Source organism: Pararhizobium sp. O133 (genome assembly GCF_051669845.1).
In the GTDB taxonomy this organism is placed as follows: Bacteria; Pseudomonadota; Alphaproteobacteria; order Rhizobiales; family Rhizobiaceae; genus Pararhizobium.
Genome location: NZ_CP196429.1, coordinates 125,797 through 149,196, shown reverse-complemented (window position 1 = coordinate 149,196; position 23,400 = coordinate 125,797). Strand labels below are relative to the sequence as shown.

General features: G+C 61.9%; 25 protein-coding genes. 20 read left to right on the top strand and 5 right to left on the bottom strand.

Going from position 1 to position 23,400, the window contains the following annotated elements:
• Positions 1-254 precede the first annotated feature (254 nt).
• The 13 genes from ACST81_RS26950 (at position 255) to ACST81_RS26890 (ending at position 9,649) form a co-directional block, all read left to right on the top strand.
• Positions 255-2,006: a ParB/RepB/Spo0J family partition protein gene (locus ACST81_RS26950; protein ID WP_012475976.1), complete on the top strand. Its 1,752-nt coding sequence runs from the start codon at positions 255-257 to the stop codon at positions 2,004-2,006.
• A 95-nt stretch (positions 2,007-2,101) separates the two neighbouring features.
• Positions 2,102-2,578 (top strand): Nif11-like leader peptide family natural product precursor, encoded by a 477-nt coding sequence (locus ACST81_RS26945; RefSeq protein WP_077768134.1) that lies wholly within the window; start codon positions 2,102-2,104, stop codon positions 2,576-2,578.
• Positions 2,575-3,462 (top strand): DUF7007 domain-containing protein, encoded by an 888-nt coding sequence (locus ACST81_RS26940; RefSeq protein ID WP_012475978.1) that lies wholly within the window; start codon positions 2,575-2,577, stop codon positions 3,460-3,462. Before ACST81_RS26945 ends, ACST81_RS26940 begins: the two co-directional genes overlap by 4 nt.
• Entirely contained in the window at positions 3,462-3,806 is a 345-nt protein-coding gene (locus ACST81_RS26935; RefSeq protein WP_012475979.1) for a hypothetical protein, read from the top strand. Before ACST81_RS26940 ends, ACST81_RS26935 begins: the two co-directional genes overlap by 1 nt.
• Positions 3,807-3,810: 4 nt before the next feature.
• A complete protein-coding gene (locus ACST81_RS26930) occupies positions 3,811-4,275 on the top strand; it encodes a hypothetical protein (protein ID WP_012475980.1) in 465 nt (154 codons plus the stop codon).
• A 323-nt stretch (positions 4,276-4,598) separates the two neighbouring features.
• A complete protein-coding gene (locus ACST81_RS26925; RefSeq protein ID WP_012475981.1) occupies positions 4,599-5,186 on the top strand; it encodes a hypothetical protein in 588 nt (195 codons plus the stop codon).
• A gap of 125 nt (positions 5,187-5,311) precedes the next feature.
• Positions 5,312-5,557: a type II toxin-antitoxin system VapB family antitoxin gene (locus tag ACST81_RS26920; protein ID WP_077768133.1), complete on the top strand. Its 246-nt coding sequence runs from the start codon at positions 5,312-5,314 to the stop codon at positions 5,555-5,557.
• On the top strand, positions 5,557-5,961 hold the full coding sequence (locus ACST81_RS26915) for a type II toxin-antitoxin system VapC family toxin (RefSeq protein ID WP_077768132.1): 405 nt from the start codon (positions 5,557-5,559) through the stop codon (positions 5,959-5,961). The genes ACST81_RS26920 and ACST81_RS26915 overlap by 1 nt, the downstream gene beginning before the upstream one ends.
• 205 nt (positions 5,962-6,166) lie before the next feature.
• Positions 6,167-7,096, top strand: coding sequence for an ArdC family protein (locus ACST81_RS26910; RefSeq protein ID WP_077768131.1), 930 nt, complete (start codon positions 6,167-6,169; stop codon positions 7,094-7,096).
• A 434-nt stretch (positions 7,097-7,530) separates the two neighbouring features.
• Complete coding sequence (gene panD, locus ACST81_RS26905; protein ID WP_077768181.1) at positions 7,531-7,983, top strand: aspartate 1-decarboxylase; 453 nt, start codon at positions 7,531-7,533, stop codon at positions 7,981-7,983.
• 376 nt (positions 7,984-8,359) lie between these two features.
• Positions 8,360-8,668, top strand: a complete 309-nt coding sequence (locus tag ACST81_RS26900) for a DUF736 domain-containing protein (RefSeq protein ID WP_015084482.1) — start codon at positions 8,360-8,362, stop codon at positions 8,666-8,668.
• 319 nt (positions 8,669-8,987) lie between these two features.
• Positions 8,988-9,152 carry a hypothetical protein gene (locus ACST81_RS26895; RefSeq protein ID WP_162854301.1) on the top strand — a complete coding sequence of 55 codons (165 nt, stop codon included), beginning with the start codon at positions 8,988-8,990 and terminating at the stop codon, positions 9,150-9,152.
• A gap of 323 nt (positions 9,153-9,475) precedes the next feature.
• Positions 9,476-9,649: a hypothetical protein gene (locus tag ACST81_RS26890; protein WP_162854302.1), complete on the top strand. Its 174-nt coding sequence runs from the start codon at positions 9,476-9,478 to the stop codon at positions 9,647-9,649.
• 60 nt (positions 9,650-9,709) lie between these two features.
• Here the strand turns inward: ACST81_RS26890 and ACST81_RS26885 are convergent, their stop codons facing one another.
• Positions 9,710-9,976, bottom strand: coding sequence for a WGR domain-containing protein (locus tag ACST81_RS26885; protein ID WP_306801661.1), 267 nt, complete (start codon positions 9,974-9,976; stop codon positions 9,710-9,712).
• Between the two features lie 407 nt (positions 9,977-10,383).
• On the opposite strand from ACST81_RS26885, the gene ACST81_RS26880 reads away from it, so the two are divergent.
• From ACST81_RS26880 to ACST81_RS26865, 4 genes are all read left to right on the top strand, one after another.
• Positions 10,384-10,668, top strand: coding sequence for a hypothetical protein (locus ACST81_RS26880; RefSeq protein WP_077768129.1), 285 nt, complete (start codon positions 10,384-10,386; stop codon positions 10,666-10,668).
• A gap of 234 nt (positions 10,669-10,902) precedes the next feature.
• Positions 10,903-11,802 (top strand): substrate-binding domain-containing protein, encoded by a 900-nt coding sequence (locus ACST81_RS26875; RefSeq protein WP_235675766.1) that lies wholly within the window; start codon positions 10,903-10,905, stop codon positions 11,800-11,802.
• A gap of 138 nt (positions 11,803-11,940) precedes the next feature.
• Complete coding sequence (locus tag ACST81_RS26870; protein WP_012475985.1) at positions 11,941-14,250, top strand: methyl-accepting chemotaxis protein; 2,310 nt, start codon at positions 11,941-11,943, stop codon at positions 14,248-14,250.
• Between the two features lie 282 nt (positions 14,251-14,532).
• Entirely contained in the window at positions 14,533-14,847 is a 315-nt protein-coding gene (locus tag ACST81_RS26865) for a hypothetical protein (protein WP_077768127.1), read from the top strand.
• Positions 14,848-14,983: 136 nt separating this feature from the next.
• Here the strand turns inward: ACST81_RS26865 and ACST81_RS26860 are convergent, their stop codons facing one another.
• The 4 genes from ACST81_RS26860 to traC form a co-directional block, all read right to left on the bottom strand.
• Complete coding sequence (locus tag ACST81_RS26860) at positions 14,984-15,379, bottom strand: thermonuclease family protein (RefSeq protein ID WP_234888144.1); 396 nt, start codon at positions 15,377-15,379, stop codon at positions 14,984-14,986.
• Positions 15,380-15,579: 200 nt separating this feature from the next.
• A complete protein-coding gene (gene traG / locus ACST81_RS26855; RefSeq protein WP_012475987.1) occupies positions 15,580-17,583 on the bottom strand; it encodes a Ti-type conjugative transfer system protein TraG in 2,004 nt (667 codons plus the stop codon).
• Positions 17,570-17,785 (bottom strand): type IV conjugative transfer system coupling protein TraD, encoded by a 216-nt coding sequence (traD, locus tag ACST81_RS26850; protein WP_012475988.1) that lies wholly within the window; start codon positions 17,783-17,785, stop codon positions 17,570-17,572. Before traD ends, traG begins: the two co-directional genes overlap by 14 nt.
• A 4-nt stretch (positions 17,786-17,789) precedes the next feature.
• Entirely contained in the window at positions 17,790-18,098 is a 309-nt protein-coding gene (gene traC, locus ACST81_RS26845; protein WP_012475989.1) for a conjugal transfer protein TraC, read from the bottom strand.
• Between the two features lie 248 nt (positions 18,099-18,346).
• Here traC and traA point away from each other — a divergent pair, with 248 nt between their 5' ends.
• The 3 genes from traA to ACST81_RS26830 are packed head-to-tail and all read left to right on the top strand — an operon-like array spanning position 18,347 to position 23,389.
• Positions 18,347-21,673 (top strand): Ti-type conjugative transfer relaxase TraA, encoded by a 3,327-nt coding sequence (traA, locus tag ACST81_RS26840; protein ID WP_012475990.1) that lies wholly within the window; start codon positions 18,347-18,349, stop codon positions 21,671-21,673.
• Positions 21,670-22,236 carry a conjugative transfer signal peptidase TraF gene (gene traF / locus ACST81_RS26835; RefSeq protein ID WP_012475991.1) on the top strand — a complete coding sequence of 189 codons (567 nt, stop codon included), beginning with the start codon at positions 21,670-21,672 and terminating at the stop codon, positions 22,234-22,236. Before traA ends, traF begins: the two co-directional genes overlap by 4 nt.
• Positions 22,226-23,389: a conjugal transfer protein TraB gene (locus ACST81_RS26830; RefSeq protein WP_012475992.1), complete on the top strand. Its 1,164-nt coding sequence runs from the start codon at positions 22,226-22,228 to the stop codon at positions 23,387-23,389. The genes traF and ACST81_RS26830 overlap by 11 nt, the downstream gene beginning before the upstream one ends.
• The last annotated feature ends 11 nt before the right edge of the window (positions 23,390-23,400 follow it).

Genomic DNA, 23,400 nt, shown 5'->3' with positions numbered 1-23,400 from the left:
AAGAAGGAAGAGGGAAAAGAAACCGGTCGCAGATCGGTCTTCCAGTCGCCGCTTGCGCTCAACCGCCGCCTGCGCATCCCGGCCACTCGTCCCGCGCAGGGCTGTTAGCCCCGCTCGGACATCGCAGCAGGGACGCTCGGCCGCAGTTGCGCCGGGCCGCCCGCCCCGCGGTCCGGGAGGTGTCTTCGAAAGAAACGAAGACAGGAAGGACCGGCAAGCGAGCCGTGTCCCGCATCTCGGAAGAGGAAAATCCCATGCACATCATGAAGGTCGATCCGCGCTCGTTGAAGGACAACCCGGACAATACTCGTCAGTCGAAATCCACCCCGCAGGCTGATGCGCTGCTGCTCGCGACCATCAAAGCCGTCGGCATCATCCAGCCGCCCGTCATCTTTCCGCAAAGCGATGGCGGAAACGGCTACGTCATCGAAGCCGGCCATCGGCGGACCCGCATGGCGATCGCCGCGGGCCTTGAGGAAATCGAGGTTCTCGTGGTCGAAGCCGCTAACGATAATGGCGCCATGCGGTCCATGGTCGAGAACATCGCCAGGGAGCCGCTCAACCCCGTCGACCAGTGGCGCGGCATCGAACGCCTGATCGCACTCGACTGGACCGAGGAAGCGATTGCGGTCGCACTTGCCCTCCCCGTCCGGCAGATTCGCAAGTTGCGGCTGCTCGCCAATGTCTTTCCGGCGATGCTCGACCAAATGGCGCTCGGCGACATGCCGAACGAGCAGCAGCTTCGAACGATCGCGGCGGCACACCTCGATGAGCAGAAGGAAGTCTGGAAGGCGCAGAAGCCGAAGAAGGGCCAGCCTGCCACGTGGTTCCAGATCGCCAACGCGCTGAGCAAGACCCGCATGTACGCAAAGGATGCGAGCTTCGGCGACGATCTCAGGGAAGCCTATGGCATCGAATGGATCGAGGATCTGTTTGCCCCTGCCGATGAGGACAGCCGCTACACCACCAACGTCGAAGCCTATCTCGGCGCCCAGCAGGAGTGGATGACCAACAATCTGCCGAAGAAGGGCGTGATCGCCGAGGTCACGCAATGGGGTGACGTAAAGCTGCCGCAGAAGGCCAGCCGCGTTTATGGCAAGCCAGGCAAGGGCGACCACACCGCAATGTACCTGGATCGGAACGGCAAGGTTCAGACCGTGCATTACCGGATGCCGGAGGAGAAGAAGACGGCGGGCAAGAGAGCGGTCGTTGGAGGTGGTGCCACCGCTGGCGACGATGTGATCGACGCGCCGAAACAGCGTCCGGATGTCACGCAAAAGGGCCACGACATGATCGGTGACCTCAGGACCGACGCGCTGCACGAAGCGCTCGCTCGCGCGCCGATCGAGGACGACACGCTGACGGCGCTCCTCGTGCTCGCCTTCGCCGGCTTGAATGTACGGGTCGACTCCGGGGCAAACGACACCGTCTTCGGCACGAAGCGGTTCGCTCGCCATGCGGTTCGGTTGCTCGACTCTGACGGTAAGCTGTCCTTCGAGATCGACACGTTGCGGGTTGCCGCCCGCTCGATGCTGGTCGATGTGCTCTCTTGCCGCCGCGGCATGTCGAACAGCGGGATCGTGTCACGTATCGCCGGCGAGGCCATCGGCGCCGATGGATATCTCCCGAACATGGGCACCGAAGATTTCCTGCTTTGCCTGTCGCGGGCGGCGCTTGAGGCGTCGTGCAAGGACACCCCGGTTCTGCCGCGCCCGAAGGTCCGCGAGACCCGCGCAGCACTCGTCGAGCACTTCAAGGAAGGGCACTTCGTCCACCCGGCAGCCCTGTTCGCGCCCGATCCGAAGGAACTTGCCGACCTGATCAAGAAAGGCGAGATCGTCGAAGAGGAGGACAGCGTCACCACTGAAGAAACGAGCGATGGTCTTGGCGAACTCGCGGACGACAGCGCCGCCGGCGAGGCCGCCGAACTTGACGCCCCCGATCCGGAGGCCGACGACGGGGCTCCTGACGAGGACGAAACCGCCTACGGCATTGCGGCCGAATAGCCTCCCTTCCCTTCTCATCCGATCGACAACCGCCGCCGGCCATCACCGGCGGCGGCTTCGTTTCCATGAACCGCAGAATTCCAAGGAGATGTCTTATGTCTGCGTCCCTGATCTACGACCTCGCCCCGATCGGCTCCATCGTCGCCTGGTCCGACGGCAGCCCTCGGCCGCCCGAGCGTTTCAAGAAGAAGCTGGCGGCCTGGCAAACCCGCAACAGCAAAGGCCGCCTGATCCGCAAGGAGGGTCCGCGCCAATCCGGAAATTACGCCTCGCCCGGGCATTTCACGCTGCATGAGGCTGATTTCGGCGGAAAGAATACCGTCGTCATGCGCATTCACCGAACCTTCGGTCTCGATTCCGATCTCGCCTTCAAGGTTCTCGAACGCCCCGCACTCGGTTCTATCCGCCTCTTCGATCGCGCCGGTGCGAACGCGGAGCTTGTCCATCTCGCCGGCAATCACGAGGCGGCGGTGGCCTGGCTGAAAGAGCATGGATACCCGAATGCCATCCTCGAAGAGGTGACCGCCGACGAGGTCGCGGCGGCTCATGTCGAAGGGAGGGTTGCCGCATGAGCACGCCCGATCTTCAACACGACAGGGTTCCTACCGCCGACGACTCCGCGGTGAAATTCGGCGTCAGCGCGGACGGCTTTCCGGTCGCCCGGATCGCCGATACCTTCCTGGCAATGGTGCCGGCGCGCGATGGCGCCAGCTTCCTCGCGAGCGCCTGGCGCCTCACTCGCCCGCTGTCAGAGCTGACGCGGGAGGATTTCCACGGTCACGAAGGGCGCCTCGAAGATGAGACAGCGTTCCGCGCGCGCGTGTTCGAGACCGCGCGGCACAGCCATGAACTATCCGCGCTCGGGCGGATCCAGAGCCGCATGGCAGCGACTACGCCATGGGGTCTGTCGCAGCTCGCGACGATCTACGCCGAGGGGATCGTCTCCCATATGACCGCCGGTCATGGCGGGTTTCATCTGTCGGCCGAACGGAATGCCCGCGTCCTTCCGATGCTGCGAAAGTCCTTGCCCTGGTACGAGGAGGACGCAGAATGGGCGATTGTCGCCCTCACCTTCCCAGATCTCTTCACGTCCTACGAGCGCAAATGTGCCGATGAGACGATCCGCAATAGCTGGCCGTCCGCCTGGGAGGCGATCCACGGCCGCGAACTCCAGCCCGGCCAATCCTGGACAAAGGACCGGGAAGCCTTCGAGCGCAAGCATGCCGGCGACTGGATCGTGATCTCCGCGATCTTTTCCAGCCGCCATGCCGACATGACGGAGGTCATCGCCACGCGAGGCGGCCGGCGCGATGGGCGGGTGGAGGAGATGCGCTTTCTCGTGCCCCGCGCCGAGTATGCCGCGCGCGACCGCTTCGGTTTCGTCATCGATCCTGACCGTCATAATCCCTGTGACGGTCCTTCCAGTTTTGTGGGGTGGCAAGGGAGGGATGCGTGATGGCTGCAATGCCAATCCACCATGCGCAACTGGCGCGTATGGAAGAAGCGCGGCGGCAGACGCAGCGCCAGCTCGAACTGATCGATCGCCAGGTCTTGCGCCGGATAACATCGATCCTGCCACAGCTCGCGCGCCGGCAAACCGGATATCGGCGCGGAAAGGCGCCGGATACGGGCTTCTTCCTCGAACGTTATCGCAACAATCTCGCCGCCCTGACAGCGGAGCGTCAGCCGGAAGTTGACGCGCTGACACGAAAGTTGGCTCGGCAGGATGCAGCGATAGCCGCCTTTCGCAAACGGTTCGAACCCGTTGGCGACGCGGCTCAGCCACGAGCGGAGGTCTAGCGACATGGGTACGATCGGAGACCTCGAACGGAGCGCCGGCATTGGGCCATCGTCCGCGGAACGCACCGCGTTCTGGCAGCAGTTCCACCACCTCAACGGAAAGGCGTGCCTCGACGCGGGCGTTGCGGAGCTTAAACGAATGATCGCCGCGAGGGAGGAACAGGCTGACGTTGCCTCGAGTAAGCAGCGCGCTGTTCCGAAGCGCGAAAGACTTCCTCCTTTGAGCGGTGAACAGGAAGCCGCGCTCCAGGCCTATGCCGCAAGACACGGGCGTCGCTGGAAGAGCATCCTGAACAACGTCTGGATGGGTGGCGCGCCCTATGACGATGGCGGGACACTCCGCGGTCTTCGAAACACGCACGGTCCGAGCTGGCTGCAATATTATCGGCTGCCCAAGCCGAAACCCTCGGCCGAGACCATCATCGCGCCAATTGAGCGTGCGGCGAGTTCGGGAAGTGACGACGTATAGCGTCCCGGCAGCCATCTTCCTTTCAGTACCTGGTTGGACCAGACCCCGTGCCGATTTGCCCTTCGGTTTTGCTGCGGTCTGAACCAGCGGCCGTTCGCTTCAAGGCCGCTATCCGCGCCGCCCGGCGGCCGGAGGCGCCGTCCCTCACGGAGCAGGCTTGCGGGCCTCGCAGGGCAGGATGCCCCGCTTGCCCGCAAACCGGCTCCGCTCAGCCTGTCGTCTCCGGACCTTGAAGCGCCCGTCTTCCGCCGGTTCGGGGCGACCGCACCGAAGGGCAAATCGGCACGGGGCCGGAGCCGCTTCGAGGTTGAAAGGAAGAAATCATGGCAAAGCCCGCTACCTCCCCTCGTCAATCCGCTCGCGTCGTGGCTCTGCGCAAAGGCGCAACCGTCGAAATGGTCCGGCTCACATGCCCCGACAGTGCCCAGGCGCTGAAGATCGCCGAGAGCTTCGGAACCGCGATCGTCGACAGCGACGGAATCCGCGATCTCCATGAGCGTCTGATCTCCGAGACGGCCGATGCTCTGAGCGATGGTCTCGGCGAAAAGGCCATGCAGATCCATCTGCAGCGGATCGTCGGCGCCTTCGTCGGCTCGGCGCACGGCGCAGGCCAATTCTATAGCCGCGCCGTCACCGAGGCACGCGATGCCACGGCCAAGGCTGCCAACGACGCCCGCGACGAGGACCTCGACGGCCCTGTCGGCTACGACAGTGCTGCCCAGCGCAGACGCGAGTTTGCCGCCGACATGGGCGTGCAGGCTCATGCGCTTCGGGTGGCCGCGGAGGGCGCCGTTGCAGCCTACAAGCAAATCGTCGGTGAGGCCTGGAAACCCTTCGATCGGCCCGTCGAAAACCCAGGTCACTCTCTTGATCGCAAGGCGGCCGAAGCACAGATGTCGGCCTTCGACTGAGCGCTTTCGGGCGGGGCTCCGGCCCCGCCTTTTTCCATGTCGGGAAGCAAGCGTGCCTACGGCCTTGGAAAAGGTCGCCCGATGATCTACATTATTTTCGAGATTTATCTACATGGAGACGACCCATGCCGATCAACGTCAACAATCCGGAAGCGGACGCGCTGACGCGCAAGTTCGCCGAAATGGCCGGCGTCGGCATTACCGACGCCATCGTCATTGCCATGCGGGAGGCGATCGAGCGTCGCAATCGCGCGGAGACGCCACTGCAGACTGCTGCGCGGCTGCGGGAAAAGCATGGGGTCGCGATGAGCGACGACGTCCGCAAGCCTCTTCCTCCTGAAGCCTTCGACGAAATGTGGGATGACGCCTGATGTTCGTCGATGCCTGCGCCATCATCGCGCTTCTCTCTGATGAGCCGGAAGCGGCGCGCGTCTCCGACGCCGTTGCTTCTGCCAGACATCCCTTCACATCTCCGGTCGCCATTCTCGAAACAGTCCTCGGCCTTGCACGGCCCGACAAGTTCAATCTTCCAGTGCCCGCGGTCGAAACGATCGTGATGGAATTCCTCGAAGCGCGGGAAATCGAGATTCGCGATCTTCCGCCCGCATCCGAGACGACGAGGCTCGCCCTTGTCGCTGCTCACCGCTATCGCAGCGGCCGCCATGGCCTGAACCTCGGCGATTGCCTGCATTATGCCTGTGCCAAATTCCATGGCGTGCCGATCCTCGCCACTGCGGATGAGTTCAGGTCGACCGACCTCGAAACAATTCCTTGAATCTCCTGAAGCAGTGACGCCGAGATCGGCCCGTCGCGAACCCGTCCGGCTTTTGGTCCTGGCGGAGCGAGGCGTTCGGGCAACGGCTTCGCCGTCCTCCACGTCCGTTCCGGCCTTTCGGTGCCCTCACCCCTTTCCGCTCCGCACTTTGGACCGCCGTGACGGGGTCGCGATCGGCGCGACCTCCTTGAATTGGAGGTTTGAAATGAGCAGGAAGGACGAAGGCCAGCGGGCCGACATCTACACGCGGATCACTGACAAGATCATCGAGGATCTGGAGAAAGGAGTTCGCCCATGGATGAAGCCATGGAACGCCGCGAACACGAACGGTCGTATCACCCGGCCGCTTCGCCACAACGGTCAGCCCTATTCCGGCATGAATGTGCTGCTGCTTTGGTCGGAGGGCCTGGCCCGTGGATATTCCTCGCCGATGTGGATGACATTCAAGCAGGCGCTTGAACTGGGATCGGCCGTGCGGAAGGGCGAGACCGGCTCGACCGTCGTGTTCGCGAGCCGCTTCACGAAGTCGGAGACCGACCGCAACGGCAACGATGTCGATCGGGAAATTCCCTTTCTGAAGGCGTACTTCGTCTTCAACGTTGACCAGATCGACGGTCTGCCGGACCACTATTACCATCGGCCGACACCGGTCCTCGATCCGATTGAGCGGATCGAGATTGCCGATCGCTTCTTCCGCGACACTGGCGCCGTCATCCGGCATGGCGGATCGCAGGCATATTATTCGCCGGTGACCGACCACATCCAGATGCCGCCGTTCGAGACCTTCCGGGATGTGGAGTCCTACTACGCGACCCTTGGACATGAGGAAATTCATTGGGTTGGAGCCAAAGATCGTCTTGATCGCGATCTGTCGCGCTACGCGAAGGACCGGACGGAGCGCGCCCGCGAGGAATTGATTGCCGAACTCGGCAGCTGCTTTCTCTGCGCGGACCTCGGGATTGCTCCAGAGCTGGAGCCGCGACCGGATCACGCCTCTTACCTTCAGTCGTGGCTCACCGTTCTCTCAAATGACAAGTGGGCGATCTTTCAGGCGGCAGCGCATGCGCAGCGTGCAGTCAGCTATCTTCACGGTCTGCAGCCGTCCGCGGAAGGTGCCGACAAGGCGGCGGCATAGGCGTGCTTTGAATCAGGGACGGTCGCCAGTACCGACGGCCGTCTCTCTGATTGGCTCTGGTTCGGTTTGCGGATGCTGGTTCAGGGTGAGGTCCAACGTGCCCCAGATCGATGACTTCGTGGCATCGGACTTGGGTTTGCGAGACGGCTTCCTCTCGACGATGAACGGTTTTGTCTGCTGACGCATAAATCCTCCTGGGCGACGAATCGCGCCTGAACGATATCGCGCACGCCACCGAACACAACAGGCTGTCATTCCAAGTTTCATACCGACGGTTTCGACGGCATGCCGTCGCCATTCGCGACAAAAGGATTCCCACCCTCCCCCGCCTGTCCAGGTTGTTTGTAAGGAAAACACTTCGCCACATGGGTTGTTGCGGAATGCTGCGTCGCACAAATATAGGATGCGAGGATATCAACTGGAAGGGGCAGGCTGTGGAAAAATACGTGGGCGCGAAGCTGCATGGCATTCGAGTGACCGACGCAAAGCTGAACTACCACGGCTCGATCACGATCGATGCGGACTTCTGCCGGGAGGTCGGTCTGAAACCGCTGGAATATGTGGAAATCTGGAACAAGATGTCCGGAGCAAGGATCAGCACTTACGTGCTCTACGGTGATCCGGGCTCCAGGTGCTGCATTCTTAACGGTGCGGCCGCTCGCACGTGCCAGCAAGGCGATGAGATTATCATCGCGTCCAGCGTCTTTTGCGAAATCGATGACATCATCAAGCTCAAGCCACGCGTGCTGGTCTTCGGAGAAAACAATGAAATCGTCGACAGGATCACCTACGAGGTCTTTCGCCGTGCAGACAATTCTCTCGACATGGCCGTGAGCTCCGAGCTGCCCGACAACAGCTACGGATTTCCGGCCTCCATTTCCGGATAGCCTGATGCAGTCGGACGGCGTCCCTGGACGTTTGCCGATGTGGATTGCCACGACACCGTTTTCGCCTATTGCCGTTGCCCTTCAGGGGAGCCATTGTCCCGTCCCTTTACCTGACGTTAGCGGCGCTCCATTTGCGGGCTCGATGAGGCATGTCTGACCGGAGAGCGGCGTCGCCTCGATCGTCCTCCCGCAACGGCCATTCGAAACTTTCTTCCCCTGCCGACTTCGTCGCCATTCCTCGCGCGACAACAAAGTTGCTCCCGGCCGCCCTCCATTTCATTTCGGCCCTCTGGGTGCGGTCCGATCGTCCCCGGTCCTTGCGACAGCCATCGAGGCCGCAATGGAGCGGCCCGAAACAGCAAAAGGAACTTGGACAATGGCTACCATCGGCACCTTCACCTCCACCGAAAACGGCTTCTCCGGCTCGATCCGCACCCTCGCCCTCAACGTCAAGGCCCGCATCGCCCGCGTCGAAAACCCCTCCGACAAGGGGCCGCACTTCCGCATCTACGCCGGCAACGTCGAGCTCGGCGCCGCCTGGCAGAAGACCTCCGAGCAGGGCCGCGACTATCTCTCGGTCAAGCTCGACGACCCGAGCTTCCCCGCCCCGATCTACGCAACGCTGGCCGAAGTCGAAGGCGAAGATGGCCTGCAGCTGATCTGGTCACGCCCCAACCGCGACTGAGGTTCTCGAGGCTCCGCCGATCCGGCGGAGCCTCTCCCGCCAAAGTGAGAAGCCGGCACCAGGCATCGAGCCAGGTTCCGGCTTTTTGGTGCCATGCGGAAACGGGGATAGCCGCTCAGATTTCCTGATGGTGCCGGGCCGGGCCGACGGCATCAAGGACGAGCGGTTAACCCCCAAATTTCAGGCCCGGTCCTGCGGCCCGATCCAGAAATTCGGCTCCCCCACTCGCCGCCTCCGGCGGTCGCTATCGCGATCCCTGACCCCGCCATCCCGTCCCGCCCTGCGAGCTCGTCTTTCACGAACTCAAGGAGATGAGATCATGACGATCGAACAGCACATCGAAGAACTGCGGGCCGAGCTGAACAACGCATGCGACGCGGCCGAGCGCCGCCAGATCGAGGGCGAGCTTGAACTTGCACGGGCCGAGCTCGCCGTGCAACTGGCCGAGCAGGTCGGCACCATCAAGGCCGAGCCGCCCTTCTGAGGCGGCTTCTCTTCTCATTTCAGAGCCGAGCTTCGTCGGCGATCACCGTCTCCGATTCCAGCGCTTTCCGCCCGAGGAACAACCGCGCCATCGCATCTCTCCTTTCGACACAGCTGTCATCTACGTCAGGGGATGTTGCAGTCCTCGCGTCACGCCGCAACCTTGCGCCACCAGAATTTTCCCCACCGCATGCGGCTCCTCGCCCAGTCAAAATTCAGGCGGCTCCAGGTTCTCCGCTCGCGCTTCGACCGTTCCGGTGCGGCCCTCCTCCGAGGTCTGCTTTCGATCCCCGCGATATCAGCAATTCGAAAGGAGAACCTACCATGCAACAACTCGCAAAGTTCCTTGCAGCCACCGGCCGCCGGCTCGGTAATCTCGGGAGAGTGATCTGTCACTTCTTCCGCAAGGGAAAGCTCGGGCTGAAGCTCGCGATCAAGATTCCGTTCTTCGTCGAGATCGAGCTCAACTTCGAGACCGACTGGAATAGGCGCGAATGACGCGCCATGGCCGCCCTCGGCGGCCCTTTTCCTTCGTTCCGGCTCGGGCGTCATCGTTGGTCAGCTGAGAGGACGCTGGGCAAAAGTCCTCGGTCGATAGCCGCGAGCTCGCTTCTGCCGCGTCAGGTCGAGGAACAGTCTGACCGCTTCTTCCTCCCGCCCGAAATGGTGCACCATCATTTGTCCAGAGGTCCCGATCCGCCCCCAGCGTCGCGTCAGGCAGGTTTCCCCGAAAAGCGATATGGAAATCTGCATGGCGTAAAAGCGGGCCATGTTCTTCGCCGTGTCGGTTCGCTCGATGTAGAGCTGGTAAGGTTGCGTGACCATGTTCGCAGAGTCGCCGATCCGTGCCCGAGCGTCCAACGACAGTTTTGAATCGTTCGAGGCCAACCGATTCATTGCGGTGATGTTTCTCAAAACCTGAGCGATTGTCTGGGCGAGTCGGCGCAGCCGCACGGCTCTAGTCGCTGTGGCTCCCGGAGCCCAGTCGGTCTCCGCGCATTCGCGTGACGATCCTCTCGCGGATGGCACAGGGCCAACCTCGCGCGATCAGTTGCAGTATCCCGAGCGCTCCGGACATGGCCGTGCAAGTCATCCGAGAGTGGATCCGACGACTTCATTCAAACTTTAATTTAATTTTCATTCTCTCTGAATAATTATTATTGCAATCAGGTTCAACTAGGCAAAGCACCTGCGGATCAGGCACTGCAGCGCAATGAGAGAAAGTCAGAGACATGGCAGAAATTATCGACTTCCCCTTGGAGCGCAGCCTCAGCACCGAACAACGTGCACTGATCGACCAGATGGAAGAAGAAGGCGGCCGCTTTCTCAAGGCGACGGAGAGCCTGCTTGGCGTCCTGCGGCAAGCTGAACGTACGCAGAAGGCAATTCTCGCCTACCAAGCCGAGATCAAAGGCCGGAGCGGAGGAACGGCGCAGGTAGCCAGTCGCGAAGCGGGCGACGGTTCCGCAGCTGGCGACTATCGCGGCAGCACTATCCGATATGCATCCGATGACTGAAGTTTTTCGAGTGGGTGACGATCGTCGCCATCGTGGCCATACGTGAGGGGACAGACCGTGCTTGGGTTCGCAAAACAAAAACAATATGCTCTCCTCTTGGGAGCAGCACTCCTCCTTGGCCACAGCGCAAGAGCGCAAGACATAGACTTGATGAACGGGGTGGTAGCCCGCCCTGGTGACAAGGACACAATACCCGCAGAAAAATTCAAGAAGGCGAGCCCCTGGAAAATCGGGATGAGCCACTTTGGCGTCAACGCCAACACATGGGCTGCCCAAATGGCCGCTGAATCGCAAGCCGCTGCCAAGAGTGATCCGCGCATTTCTCAGTTCGTGCTGCTCGACGCCAATCTCAGCCAGGCCAAGCAGATCGCCGATATCGATGAGCTGATCGCCCAGAAGGTCGATGCCATCATCGTGACACCGGTCTCTCCGACCTCCGCAGATGCTGGTATCGAAAAAGCGGTCAATGCCGGCATTCCCGTCATCGTCCATACGGGCCTTACCAAAACCGACAAATTCACCGTCGATATTCAAGGCGGCGGCGAGAACTTCGGAAAGGTCTCGGGAGAGTTCCTGGTCAAGGAACTCGGAGGCAAGGGCAATATCTGGGTCCTGCGCGGACTGCCGACTCATCCCGAAGACATCAACCGCTACAAGGGCCTGCTCGAAGCCATCAAGGGCACCGATATCAAGATCGTGGCCGAAGATGCCGGTCTCTGGTCGTATGATTACGGCCACAAGGTTTGCGAGACCTTCTATCTCGAAAACCCGAAGGTCGACGGCATCTGGTCATCGGGCGCCGACATGAGCCGCGCCTGCATGGATGTCTTCCAGCAATATGGCGCGAAGGTTCCGCCGATCACCGGTGAGGTGAACAACGGATTTCTCCAGAAATGGATCGACAGCGGGGTTGATGCCATCGCCACCGAATACGGGCCGGAACAAGGGGCCGCAGCTGTTCGCGCTGCCGTCGCGCTGCTCGATGGCAAAGCCATTCACAAACGCTATGTCTATGAGCCCGACGGCTGGGACATCCAGAAGGCAAAGGCGAATTACCGCGCTGACCTGTCGGAGAAGTTCTGGATGCCAAGCAGCCTGACCGACACCGATCTTAAGGCCCTGTACGGCAAGTAAGACAAATGCCTGCCCCGCGTTACCGCGGCTCGATGAACGTCAGAAGTCGATGTCATCACGAAACTATTCGAACCACCCCAGCGAGCGTGGCGTGATCAAAGCGCCCACTGTCGCCCCGAATCCAAGGAGCCGTCTTCGATGACACCAGCAACAGCGAAATCCAACGACCGACGTAATTTCGGGATCGCCGGACGCTTGACGGCGGCATTTGTCGGCATTGCTGCCCTCGCCGCCATCGCCGGCGCCTCCTCGTCCTGGTATTCGATGAAAAGTTCCGGCATCGTCAAGGAACTCGGCGATCGAACCCTCCCAACCGTCACCGAATCCCTCGCCTTCGCGCAAGAAAGCGCCATCCTTCTCGCAGAGGCGCCCAATCTCGTCTATGAGCCGGATCTCGCTTCGCTCGACGCAAGTTCGAAGCGCCTGGAAGCCATCCTCGCCGGTCAAAGCGGTCGACTGACGGCTTTGCGCGACCTTGGCGTGGCGCCGGAACTGCTCGATTCGGTCGAGAAGACGAGCCAAAGCCTCGAACCAAAGCTCAATCAGCTGACAGCCATATCTTCCGACCGGATCAAGGCGAAATTCCGCATGCAGGAGGGCGTGGCTCGCGCTCTGTCCCGTTACAAGTCCCTGGCGTCAATGCTCCGCAACGCGCAGGTCGGAGCGGTGGACAGCAGTATCGAGCGATCGCGTGCCCTGACCGATCTCCAGATGGCGGCCGCCGAGATATCGACACTGATATCGGCGATACCGGATGCGTCAGACACCGAACTGGCCGCAGTCAAGGATCAATATGATGCGACTGGCAAGGAGATTGACAGCATCCTCGCGCGGCTGAAAGCTTCAGGCGGTAGTGCTGCGATGCAACAGCTTGTCACGGCTCTCCAGAATGAGGGTGGAGGTCCTGAAGGCCTGTTTGCGCTTCGATCCGCCCAGGCCAAGGTCAACGGTCAGATCGCAGATATGCTGAATGATCTGACGGTGACCTCCATCATCCTTGGCGTCGACGTCAAATTGATCGCGGCGAAGGAAAAGCAGGCCGCCCGAAATGCTGCGGAATTGTCTCGGGGGATGACCCAGCAGACTGTCGCCGTCAATGCGGCAACGAGCTTTCTGGTGATTGCAGCCGCGCTTGCCGCCCTGTTCTACGTCCGGCGTTTCGTGACGCGGCGGCTGATCAGGCTTGCGACGGTCATGGGCCGTATCGCCTCCGGTGATCATTCCACTCAGGTTCCCATGTCCGGTCGCGACGAGATAACGGACATGGCCGGCGCTGTCGAAGTGTTCCGCGCCAATGCGGTCGCCAATATTCGCCTCGAGCAGGAAGCGGAAGAACAGCGAAACCTGACGGAAGACGATCGTCGCCGTAAGGCTGAAAGCGATCGCCTCCGGGCAGAAGCCATGGCCCAAGCCACCCAAGGTCTCGGCAAAGGGCTCAAGCACCTTTCTGCGGGTGATTTGACGTTCCGTCTCTCCGAGCCCTTCGCGGATGAATTCGAGACGCTGCGCGCCGATTTCAATGGCGCGGCCGGCCAGCTTGCCGAGACGCTGCGCTCCGTCGCCGACGCGGCCAACGCCATCGATAGCGGCAGCCGCGAGGTTAGCATCAGCGCCGATGATCTCTCCAAGCGCACCGAGCAGCAGGCCGCGTCGCTGGAAGAAACGGCGGCGGCGCTCGACCAGATCACCGTGAATGTCGCCAATTCTTCCAAGCGGGCCGACGAAGCCCGCAGGATCGCCGCCCAGGCCAATACCAGTGCCTCCCAATCCGGCCAAGTGGTGGCGAGTGCTGTCGACGCCATGGAGAAGATCGAGCAATCGTCGAAGCAGGTCTCCAACATCATCGGCGTCATCGACGAAATCGCGTTCCAGACCAATCTACTTGCGCTCAATGCCGGCGTCGAAGCGGCCCGTGCCGGCGAGGCCGGCAAAGGCTTCGCGGTTGTTGCACAGGAAGTGCGTGAACTCGCGCAACGCTCCGCCAAGGCCGCCAGAGAGATCAAGGAGCTGATCCGCAACTCCTCCGTCGAGGTGGAGAATGGCGTGAAGCTCGTCAGCGAGACCGGGACTGCCCTGAAAACCATCGAGGGCTACATCGTCACCGTCAACCAGCATATGGACTCGATCGCGACATCGGCCCGGGAACAATCGGTCGGTCTCGCGGAGGTGAATACCGCCGTCAACCAGATGGATCAGGTCACGCAGCAGAATGCGGCCATGGTCGAGGAGAGCAATGCGGCGAGCGCGACCCTTGCCGGTGAAGCAGGACGGCTTCGCGACCTGATCAGCCAGTTCCAGTTTGGCGAAGCCATGCGCCGGCCGGCGTCCCTCACCGAGGCGAGCCCATCCAGCCGGCCGGTCGCATCGCCCGCGCGCCGGATCGTCGGCGCCGTCGCCAAGGCCTTTTCCGGCAACGCCGCCGTCAAGCAGACCTGGGAAGAGTTCTGAGCGGAGCTGAAGGTGCACTGACTGAAGGTCTTTTGGCCATCAGAGCTGGCAAGCGGTCGCGTCCTTTTCAGGACGCGGTCCTATCTCTCTCTGACGTCCTATCTTGCACCCGCCGTTCCGGCGTCAATGACATCGCGGCCCCTCCAATTTTCCCCGCACCGCAAGCGGCACAGAGAAAGTCGGTTCCTCCGCTCGCCGCACGGCGGCCGCGTTCAGCGGTCCCTGACCCCTCACGGACTTCGGTGCGGACACTTTTCGCCAGAAAACGAAAAGGAGACCCTGATGACACAGCATCACATCACACAGCCGGTTAGCGAAGAGCGGAAACTTGCGGATCAGCAGCCGACCGGGCTTGAACATCTGCGCAGCAGTTTCGATGCTGAAGTGCACCTTCCCGCCGATATCTCGCGCGAGTTTCTGTCTGCGGCGCTGCTTTGGGCCATCGACAACAAGGTCGATTTCGGTTTGTTCCACGAGCCCGGAAAGATCATCATCGCGCACTTCGGTGGTGATGAGATCTACCTCCCCTCCCGGTGGTCCGACAAACGATGGCACATCGGCCTTGAGGACAAGGAGCCTTTCGACCCGGGCGATTGAAGCCCAGACCAGAGGCGGCTTACCGCCTCTGGTCTTTGCCTTTCGCTTGAGCCGTTCCTGCCGGATCGACCAGCCGAGCCGGCTATGATCCCAAGCCCCATCTCTCTCTCCTGACAGCGGACGATGATGATGGTTGTCATTTCCCCTGGCACCAGCCATGTCGCGCGCCATCCCATGGCCGGGCAAGGCCTTCCTTGATCAAAACATCGCCCAGAGAATTGCCCGCACGCGATACGGTTCGAAGTTTACGTCCATACTTGTCCTCGTCGCGGAAGCCGGCCGACAGCGAAAACTTTCCGGCGTTGAGCAGCGTTAGTAGTCGCGACTTTGCCGCTTCACCTTTGATCCGTTCAGCTTCGCAGCGGGGCGGGCTGAGTTCGGGCGTATCGATGTCGGCGATGCGGATTTTCTTGCCCTCGAACCAGAAGGTGTCGCCGTCGACGACGCAGTTCGTGCGATGGCTGTCGCCGCAGATCACGAACGACGCCGATTGGCTGTCTTGCGCAGGCGCTTTGACGAAAGCCGCAGCGATGTCGAGATGGCCATTGCGATCAAGATAGAGCCAGCCCGCGGCGCCGATCACCACGGCCCAGACAATCGCGGTCGGAAAGCCTCGGCCGCGATCGTGACCATGACGACGCGGCGTCGATCGCGAGTCATTAATGCCGGGACGGTCGTTGGCGACCTTCCGATTTTTCCTGAACGGGATGACGTTCTTTTGCGCCAAGCTTTTCATTCCTCTTCGGCGGCAGAGGTTACAGCCGGTTTGGTTTCATAGGCGTTTACCGCAGACGCCGAATTCGAACCTTCCTTCTCCCTTCCGCCCATCGAATGAAACCGGTTCTCGCCGACGCAGGCTCTCATATCGTTGCGCCGGAACCAGATGGCGCGCCCGCATCTGAGCGGTGCATTGCCGGCCGTGAACACGATCTGCTCGTCGGCCCGCATGCGCAGAACCTCATGCGGCTGGATAAGCGGTCTGGCGGCAAGCTGCTTCGAGCGTGTTCGCGATGATCCCCTTGCCTGGGAACTGCGGCTGACCTGGTCGATCTCGACCGTGGTCATGCCGCAACGTTTCGAGATGTAGTCGGCGGTCTCGGGATCGTTAATTGCGGCGAACGAGATCCAGCTGGCACTCTCGAACCACTTGCTTGCCGCGTCGCGGCCGCCATAGGTTTCGCGCATCTGGCCGATCGACTGATAGATCATCGTCAGCGTGATTCCGTATTTGCGGCCGGCGTCGCGCGCAGTCTCGAGGATCCGCATGTAACCGAGGCGGGCGACCTCATCGAGAAGAAACAGCGCGCGCCCTTCAAGCTTTCCGTCGCGATTATAGATCGCGTTGAGAAGCGAGCCGATGACGACACGCGCAAGACCGGAATGAGTCTCCAACGTCTTGAGGTCGATGTTGATGAAGACGTCGGTATTTCCCGCGGCGATGTCGCTGGTCGAGAATTTCCGTCCGGACACCAGGGCGGCATAATTCGGATAGGAAAGCCAATGCGTTTCCTTGACCGCATTGGCATAGACGCCGGAGAAGGTTTCCGGCGTCATATTGACGAAGGCAGCGACGTTCTCCTTCACGAAATCCGAACCCGAATTGTCGTAGATGTCCTGCAGGCGCTTGCGCAAGGTCGGTTCCGGCTCCGACAGGTTCATGCGCACCCGGCGAAGCGTCTGGTCCTTCTCGTCCATGTGACCGGACAGGCAGACATCGGCGATGAGCGCGGTGAGCAACTGCAGGGCTGACGCGCGAAAGAAGTCGTCACGGACACCGCGCGCGCCGCCGCTGTCGCTCATGATCCACGATGCGACAGAGGCAATATCCTCTTCCTTCGTTCCGCCGAAACGGCCGACCCAGTCCAGCACGTTGAAGCCCATGTCCGACTTCCTCGGGTCGAGGACGAACACGTCCCTTCCCGCTCCGCCGCGATGCGCGGAGACCATCGGGGCGACCTCGTTCGACGGATCGAGCACGATCAGCGTGCCGCCCCATTTGAGTGCCGTCGGGATGGTCACCGACGTCGTCTTGAAACCACCGGACCCCGCAAAGACGATCCCGTGCGACGAGCCGAATGAGCCATCGAAGCACAGCAACGGCGACTTGCCGCCGGCGCCCCAGGTCTCCGCGCTATCGGCTCGAAATGCCAATGCCGCGACGCTGTCCTTGTCGACCCGATAGCGCTCGCCGATGACGATGCCGCCGGAATCGGAAAACAGCTTCGCCGCCTCTGGCGGCTTCATCCAGTCGGCTTCGCCATGCAGTGCCCTCTTGCCCTGAATGCGCTTTGGCTCGGCCCTTGCGAATGCCGCATTGCCGATGAACGCAACGCGGAGTGCGAAGCAGGCACACATGAACGCTGCGCCTACTCCAATCGACGTTGCCGGATCGAGATAGGCGAAGACCGTCTTGCCGGTTGGCAGCGTCTTCGTGAAAGCGGCAAGGCGTATGGTTTCGCGGGTAGCCGCGATCAGGATCGTTCCACTGCATCCCGCAACGACGCCCCAGCCTGCCTGCTTGATGCTGATCGCGCCGGCACTTGCGAACAAGAACACGATACCGATCGCCGCGCTGGCGACATAGGGCAGCGCGATGCCCGCACGCCCCCATGCCAAGCGTGCGGCCTCGGTCTTCCCGAAGCCGGAAATCCACTGCTCGATCCCCGTCATCCCGATGACGACCAGGATCATCAGCGCCGCCGGCCCGACGACGAGCGCAATCCTATTGATCGTCATTGCCAAAGGCCTCCGCGCCGATTGCCGTGAGCCTGGATCGCTCGCCCTCATCACCCTTGATTCGGCGGGCGACATCGATCAGCGCGCCCAGCAACAGCGCGCGCTTCTCGTAACGCAGCCCGGCCTTGACGATCAGGCCGCCGAGCTCGATCTTTTCCCGCGTTTCCTTCTTGCGGGCGTCGGATGTCATCGTCCTCGCCATACGCTCAAGCCTCGCCAGTGCTGCCCGCGCCCGCACCAGAGGAGTCCGCCGGCGTCGACGTTGCGCCGCTGCTATCGCCGGCACCCTTTTTCCCTCCGTTCGTAGCGCCCTTCCCTCCCCCTTGGCCTCCGCGAAACCGCGTCGCCACTTCCTCGAAAGCGGCCTGCAGCTCCCCTTCCTCAATCTCGATCTCGCCAAGGCCGGCCTTGAGCGCGATCCGGCCGATCCGCTCGGCTTCTCTTGTCTCGGCGACCTTGAGCTGCTCCTGCAACTTGGCGATTTCGTCGCGGATTTTCGAGGCAGGTTTTTTCATGTCCGATCGTCTCCATGGCTGAGAAAGCTTGTCTTTCGAAGCCAGTCTTTCCGAACGGAGTGCGGAACGCACTACTGTGAATCCTACAATCGCCAAGGGCGATTCTTTGGTGAATGATCCCGGCCGTTCCGAAGGAGCGGCTTCCAAGGGCGCAATTATACGTCGCTCACGCGACGCCCTTGCTTGGTCCGGCCTCCCGCTCCCGACGAACCCGTTGATTTCGTTTGCAACCGGGAAAGAACTCCGCCGTGGCCGTCCCCCATTTCTCCGTCAGCGTCGTCGCCCGCGGCTCCGGCCGCAGCGCTGTCCTGTCGGCGGCCTACCGGCACTGCGCGAAAATGGAATACGAGCGGGAAGCGCGAACGATCGATTACACCCGCAAGCTGGGGCTGTTGCACGAAGAGTTTGTGATTCCGGCAGACTCGCCCGAATGGGTGCGCAGCATGATTGCAGATCGCTCAGTCGCGGGAGCATCCGAAGCCTTCTGGAACAAGGTGGAGGCATTCGAGAAGCGATCCGATGCGCAGCTCGCCAAGGATGTCACCATTGCCCTGCCGCTCGAGCTGACATCCGAGCAGAATATCGCTCTCATGCGCGACTTTGTGGAGAGGCACATCACGGCGAAGGGGATGGTCGCCGACTGGGTCTATCACGACGCCCCCGGCAATCCGCATGTCCACCTGATGACGACATTGCGGCCGCTCACCGAAGATGGGTTCGGTTCGAAGAAGGTCGCTGTGCTCGGTCGGGACGGCAAACCGATCCGCAATGATGCAGGCAAGATCGTCTATGACCTGTGGGCCGGTAGCACTGAGGACTTCAACGCTTTCCGCGACGGCTGGTTTGCCTGCCAGAACAAACATCTGGCGCTCGCCGGCCTCGATATTCGCATCGATGGCCGCTCCTTCGAAAAGCAGGGTATCGACCTCGAGCCGACCATTCACCTCGGCGTCGGCGCCAAAGCCATCGAGCGCAAGGCCGAGCAATCCGACGGGAAGCAGGAGACCGCGCCTCCCAAACTCGAACGCATCGAGCTTCAGGAAGCTCGTCGTAGCGAGAATGCACGCCGCATCCAGCGCCGCCCCGAGATCGTGCTTGAGCTGATCACGCGGGAGAAGAGCGTCTTCGACGAACGTGATGTTGCGAAGGTGTTGTATCGCTATATCGACGATGCCCGTCTCTTCCAAAGCCTGATGGTGAGGATTCTGCAGAGCCCGGAAGCGCTCAGGCTCGAGCGCGAGCGAATGAATCTTGCGACCGGGGTCCGAGAGCTGGCGAAATACACGACCCGGGAGATGATCCGGCTTGAAGCCGAGATGGCCAACCGCGCTATCTGGCTTTCCGCTCGCGCCTCCCATGGTGTCCGTGAGGCGGTGCTGCAGGCGACCTTTGCACGCCATTCTCGTCTATCGGATGAGCAGCGGACGGCGATCGAACATGTCGCCGGCGGAGAGAGGATCGCCGCCGTGATTGGTCGTGCCGGCGCCGGCAAGACGACGATGATGAAGGCTGCCCGTGAGGCGTGGGAAGCAGCCGGCTATCGTGTGGTCGGCATAGCACTGGCCGGCAAAGCAGCCGAGGGATTGGAGAAGGAAGCGGGCATCCCATCGCGCACGCTGTCGTCGTGGGAGCTTCGCTGGAACCAGGGTCGCAACCAGCTCGACAACAAGACTGTCATCGTACTCGACGAGGCCGGCATGGTGTCGTCACGGCAGATGGCGCTGTTGGTCGAGACGGTGACCAAGGCCGGCGCCAAACTTGTCCTCGTCGGCGATCCCGAACAACTCCAGCCGATCGAAGCGGGTGCCGCCTTTCGCGCCATTGCCGCTCGCATCGGCTATGCCGAACTCGAAACGATCTACCGTCAGCGCCAGCAATGGATGCGCGATGCCTCGCTCGATCTCGCTCGTGGCAATATCCGCAAGGCTGTCGACGCCTATACCGCTCATGGTCGAATGATTGGCTTGAGACTGAAGGACGAGGCGGTCGAGAGCCTGATCGCAGCGTGGGACCGCGACTACGACCCCTCGAAGACCAGCCTGATCCTCGCGCACCTTCGCCGTGATGTGCGAATGCTCAACGATATGGCGCGCGCCAAGTTGGTCGAACGCGGTGTCGTCGCAGAAGGATTTGCATTCAAGACGGAGGACGGACACCGCAAATTTGCGCCGGGAGATCAGATCGTGTTCCTCAAGAACGAGGGCAGCCTCGGCGTTAAGAACGGCATGCTCGCAAAGGTGCTCAAAGCCGCTCCTGGCCGGGTCGTCGCCGAGGTTGGTGAAGGAGAGCACCGCCGTCAGGTTACTATCGAGCAGCGCTTCTACAACAATCTCGATCACGGTTATGCCACGACGATCCACAAGAGCCAGGGGGCGACCGTCGACCGGGTGAAGGTGCTTGCGTCACTGTCGCTCGACCGGCATCTGACCTACGTCGCGATGACCCGCCATCGTGAAGATCTCGCCGTCTACTACGGCAGTCGCTCCTTCGCGAAATCCGGCGGCCTCATCCCGATCCTATCGCGCCGAAACGCCAAGGAGACGACCCTCGATTACGAGCAGGCGTCGTTCTATCGCCAGGCGCTGCGCTTCGCGGAAGCCCGGGGCCTGCACCTCATGAATGTCGCCCGGGCGGTCGCGCGCGATCGCCTGGAATGGACCATTCGGCAGAAACAGAAGCTGGTCGGCCTCGGCGCCCGTCTTGCCGCAATTGCAACGAAACTCGGTTTCGTCGGCAACTTCAAAAACTCCCCAATCCAGAACCCGATCAAGGAGGCCAAGCCCATGGTGTCAGGCATCACCACCTTCCCTAAATCGTTCGAGCAGGCTGTCGAGGACAAGCTCGCCGCCGACCCCGGCCTCAAGAAACAATGGGAGGACGTCTCGACCCGCTTCCACCTCGTCTACGCGCAGCCGGAGGCTGCCTTCAAGGCAATCAATGTCGACGCGATGGTCAAGGACCAATCGGTCGCGAAGTCCACTCTCGCGAAGGTCGCCGACGCCCCCGAAAGTTTCGGTACGCTAAAGGGCAAGCCCGGTCTTCTTGCCAGCCGTGCCGAGAAGCAGGACCGGGAAAAAGCCATCGCCAATGTCCCGGCACTTGGCCGCAATCTTGAACGCTATCTTCGTGAGCGGGCCGAGGCCGAATTGAAGCATGAGACGGAGGAGCGCGCGGTCCGGCTCAAGGTTTCGGTCGACATCCCTGCGCTCTCGCCAGCGGCCAAGCAGATGCTCGAACGCGTCCGCGATGCCATCGATCGCAACGATCTCCCTGCCGGCCTTGAATATGCGTTGGCCGACAAAATGGTGAAAGCTGAACTCGAAGGTTTCGCGAAGGCTGTGTCCGAGCGTTTCGGAGAACGGACCTTCCTGCCTCTCGCCGCGAAAGACACCAACGGCAAGGCCTTCGAGACCGTTACAGCGGGCATGACGGCTGGCCAGAAGGCTGAGGTCCAGTCTGCGTGGAATTCCATGCGGACGGTCCAGCAGCTTGCCGCTCATGAACGAACGACGGAGGCGCTTAAGCAGGCTGAGACACTGCGCCAGACGAAGAGCCAAGGGCTCTCCCTGAAATGACGGCGGCAGCTAGAGCGCGCCAGGCGATAACCGCGCAACAACGACGAGCGGCCGTGATCCTCTCGGCCACGACGTTGGCCGCTATCGTGCTGGTGGCGACTGCCCTCGCCGGCGGTTATCGCATCAATCTGACCCCGAGCGAGCCACTCGGCCTGTGGCGTATCGTTCCGCTCGGTCGCCCCGTTGCTGTCAGTGACCTAGTGTTCGTTTGCCCACCGGCAACCGCGGAAATGCGGGAGGCGCGAGCGCGCGACTATCTCCGTTCCGGTTCCTGCCCGGGTGGCGTCGCCCCGTTGATCAAGACGGTGATCGCCGTCGCAGGCCAGCATGTCGAAATCGGCGCCAGCGTGATTGTCGATGGGCGGGTGGTTGCCTCTTCCAGCCTCGCGCCACGAGACGGAAAGGGGCGGCCGCTGGCGCCGTTTCCGAGTGGCATCGTTCCGCCAGGACATCTCTTCCTGCATTCGGCGTTCCCGGGCTCCTTCGACTCCCGGTACTTCGGTCCGGTGCCCGCTTCAGGCATTCTCGGCCTAGCGCAGGAGATCCTCACCTATGCGCCGTGAGTTTCTTCGGGCGACGCAGCTGATAGTCGCTTCGATCGCGATCGGCGTGGTGGGCTGGAGCGGCCACGCGTTGCTTCTGCCCGTCGCCCTGGCGTTTCCCGTTCTTTGGTCGATGGCGCAAACGAGGGCGGTCGCGGCCCTTGTCTCGGCCAGCTATTTTCTGGCCGCATCTCGTGGCCTGCCGCAAGGCGTCGCTGCCTTCTATTCGTCTGATATCTGGCCGGGGCTGCTCCTCTGGCTGTGCGCGTCCTCGAGCTTCGTCGCCGTGCATACGGTCCTGTGGACCGGGATCGCCGGCATTCGTCCGTTCCGCTATCTCCTTGCGGCCGTCATCATGGCCGTCCCGCCGTTCGGCATCACGGGCTGGGCGCATCCTGTCACGGCCGCTGGAGTTTTGTTTCCGGGATGGGGATGGTGGGGACTGGGCTGGATGACAGCTGGCCTTGCGGGCCTCGTAACCCGCATATGGCCAGCTGTCGCCATCGCCTTGACCGGCTTTTGGCTATGGTCCGCCGCAATCTGGACCGACCCGAGACTACCGGAAGCCTGGCGCGGCGTCGATCTGGAAATGGGCGCTTCGCTTGGCCGCGACACCGGTCTTCGACGCCAGCATGACCTGATCGCAACGGTGCGCGACGCTGCCGGCGATGGCACCCGCTTTGTGGTGTTGCCAGAAAGTGCGCTCGGCTTCTGGACGCCGACCGTGGAGCGTCTATGGACGGGCGCACTTGCCGATGGCGATGCCACCGTCATCGCCGGCGCCGTGGTAGTCGACGCAGACGGCTACGACAATGTCCTCGTCTCGATCGACGGCAAGGGTCGCCGCATCCTTTATCGCGAACGCATGCCGGTTCCCGGCTCGATGTGGCAGCCATGGCGATCCTGGTTTGGGGAGAGCGGCGGCGCCCGGGCGGATTTCTTCGCGAACCCAATCGTCACTATCGGTGCCGGCCGGGCCGCACCACTGATCTGCTACGAGCAACTGATCGTTTGGCCGGTCCTGCAGTCGATGCTGCACGATCCGGACGCCATCCTCGCCGTCGGAAACGGCTGGTGGACCGAAGGCACGTCGATCATTGCCATACAGCGCGCCGCGACTACCGCCTGGGTAAAACTCTTCGCAAAGCCGCTCGTCATTGCCTTTAACACCTGAAAGGAGACACT

Bases quoted from the DNA above. Each gene is read 5' to 3' on its own strand.
- ACST81_RS26950 (WP_012475976.1), top strand. From the start codon at position 255: ATGCACATCATGAAGGTCGATCCGCGCTCGTTGAAGGACAACCCGGAC.
- ACST81_RS26945 (WP_077768134.1), top strand. From the start codon at position 2,102: ATGTCTGCGTCCCTGATCTACGACCTCGCCCCGATCGGCTCCATCGTC.
- ACST81_RS26940 (WP_012475978.1), top strand. From the start codon at position 2,575: ATGAGCACGCCCGATCTTCAACACGACAGGGTTCCTACCGCCGACGAC.
- ACST81_RS26935 (WP_012475979.1), top strand. From the start codon at position 3,462: ATGGCTGCAATGCCAATCCACCATGCGCAACTGGCGCGTATGGAAGAA.
- ACST81_RS26930 (WP_012475980.1), top strand. From the start codon at position 3,811: ATGGGTACGATCGGAGACCTCGAACGGAGCGCCGGCATTGGGCCATCG.
- ACST81_RS26925 (WP_012475981.1), top strand. From the start codon at position 4,599: ATGGCAAAGCCCGCTACCTCCCCTCGTCAATCCGCTCGCGTCGTGGCT.
- ACST81_RS26920 (WP_077768133.1), top strand. From the start codon at position 5,312: ATGCCGATCAACGTCAACAATCCGGAAGCGGACGCGCTGACGCGCAAG.
- ACST81_RS26915 (WP_077768132.1), top strand. From the start codon at position 5,557: ATGTTCGTCGATGCCTGCGCCATCATCGCGCTTCTCTCTGATGAGCCG.
- ACST81_RS26910 (WP_077768131.1), top strand. From the start codon at position 6,167: ATGAGCAGGAAGGACGAAGGCCAGCGGGCCGACATCTACACGCGGATC.
- ACST81_RS26900 (WP_015084482.1), top strand. From the start codon at position 8,360: ATGGCTACCATCGGCACCTTCACCTCCACCGAAAACGGCTTCTCCGGC.
- ACST81_RS26895 (WP_162854301.1), top strand. From the start codon at position 8,988: ATGACGATCGAACAGCACATCGAAGAACTGCGGGCCGAGCTGAACAAC.
- ACST81_RS26890 (WP_162854302.1), top strand. From the start codon at position 9,476: ATGCAACAACTCGCAAAGTTCCTTGCAGCCACCGGCCGCCGGCTCGGT.
- ACST81_RS26885 (WP_306801661.1), bottom strand. From the start codon at position 9,976: ATGGTCACGCAACCTTACCAGCTCTACATCGAGCGAACCGACACGGCG.
- ACST81_RS26880 (WP_077768129.1), top strand. From the start codon at position 10,384: ATGGCAGAAATTATCGACTTCCCCTTGGAGCGCAGCCTCAGCACCGAA.
- ACST81_RS26875 (WP_235675766.1), top strand. From the start codon at position 10,903: ATGAGCCACTTTGGCGTCAACGCCAACACATGGGCTGCCCAAATGGCC.
- ACST81_RS26870 (WP_012475985.1), top strand. From the start codon at position 11,941: ATGACACCAGCAACAGCGAAATCCAACGACCGACGTAATTTCGGGATC.
- ACST81_RS26865 (WP_077768127.1), top strand. From the start codon at position 14,533: ATGACACAGCATCACATCACACAGCCGGTTAGCGAAGAGCGGAAACTT.
- traG (WP_012475987.1), bottom strand. From the start codon at position 17,583: ATGACGATCAATAGGATTGCGCTCGTCGTCGGGCCGGCGGCGCTGATG.
- traD (WP_012475988.1), bottom strand. From the start codon at position 17,785: ATGGCGAGGACGATGACATCCGACGCCCGCAAGAAGGAAACGCGGGAA.
- traC (WP_012475989.1), bottom strand. From the start codon at position 18,098: ATGAAAAAACCTGCCTCGAAAATCCGCGACGAAATCGCCAAGTTGCAG.
- traF (WP_012475991.1), top strand. From the start codon at position 21,670: ATGACGGCGGCAGCTAGAGCGCGCCAGGCGATAACCGCGCAACAACGA.
- ACST81_RS26830 (WP_012475992.1), top strand. From the start codon at position 22,226: ATGCGCCGTGAGTTTCTTCGGGCGACGCAGCTGATAGTCGCTTCGATC.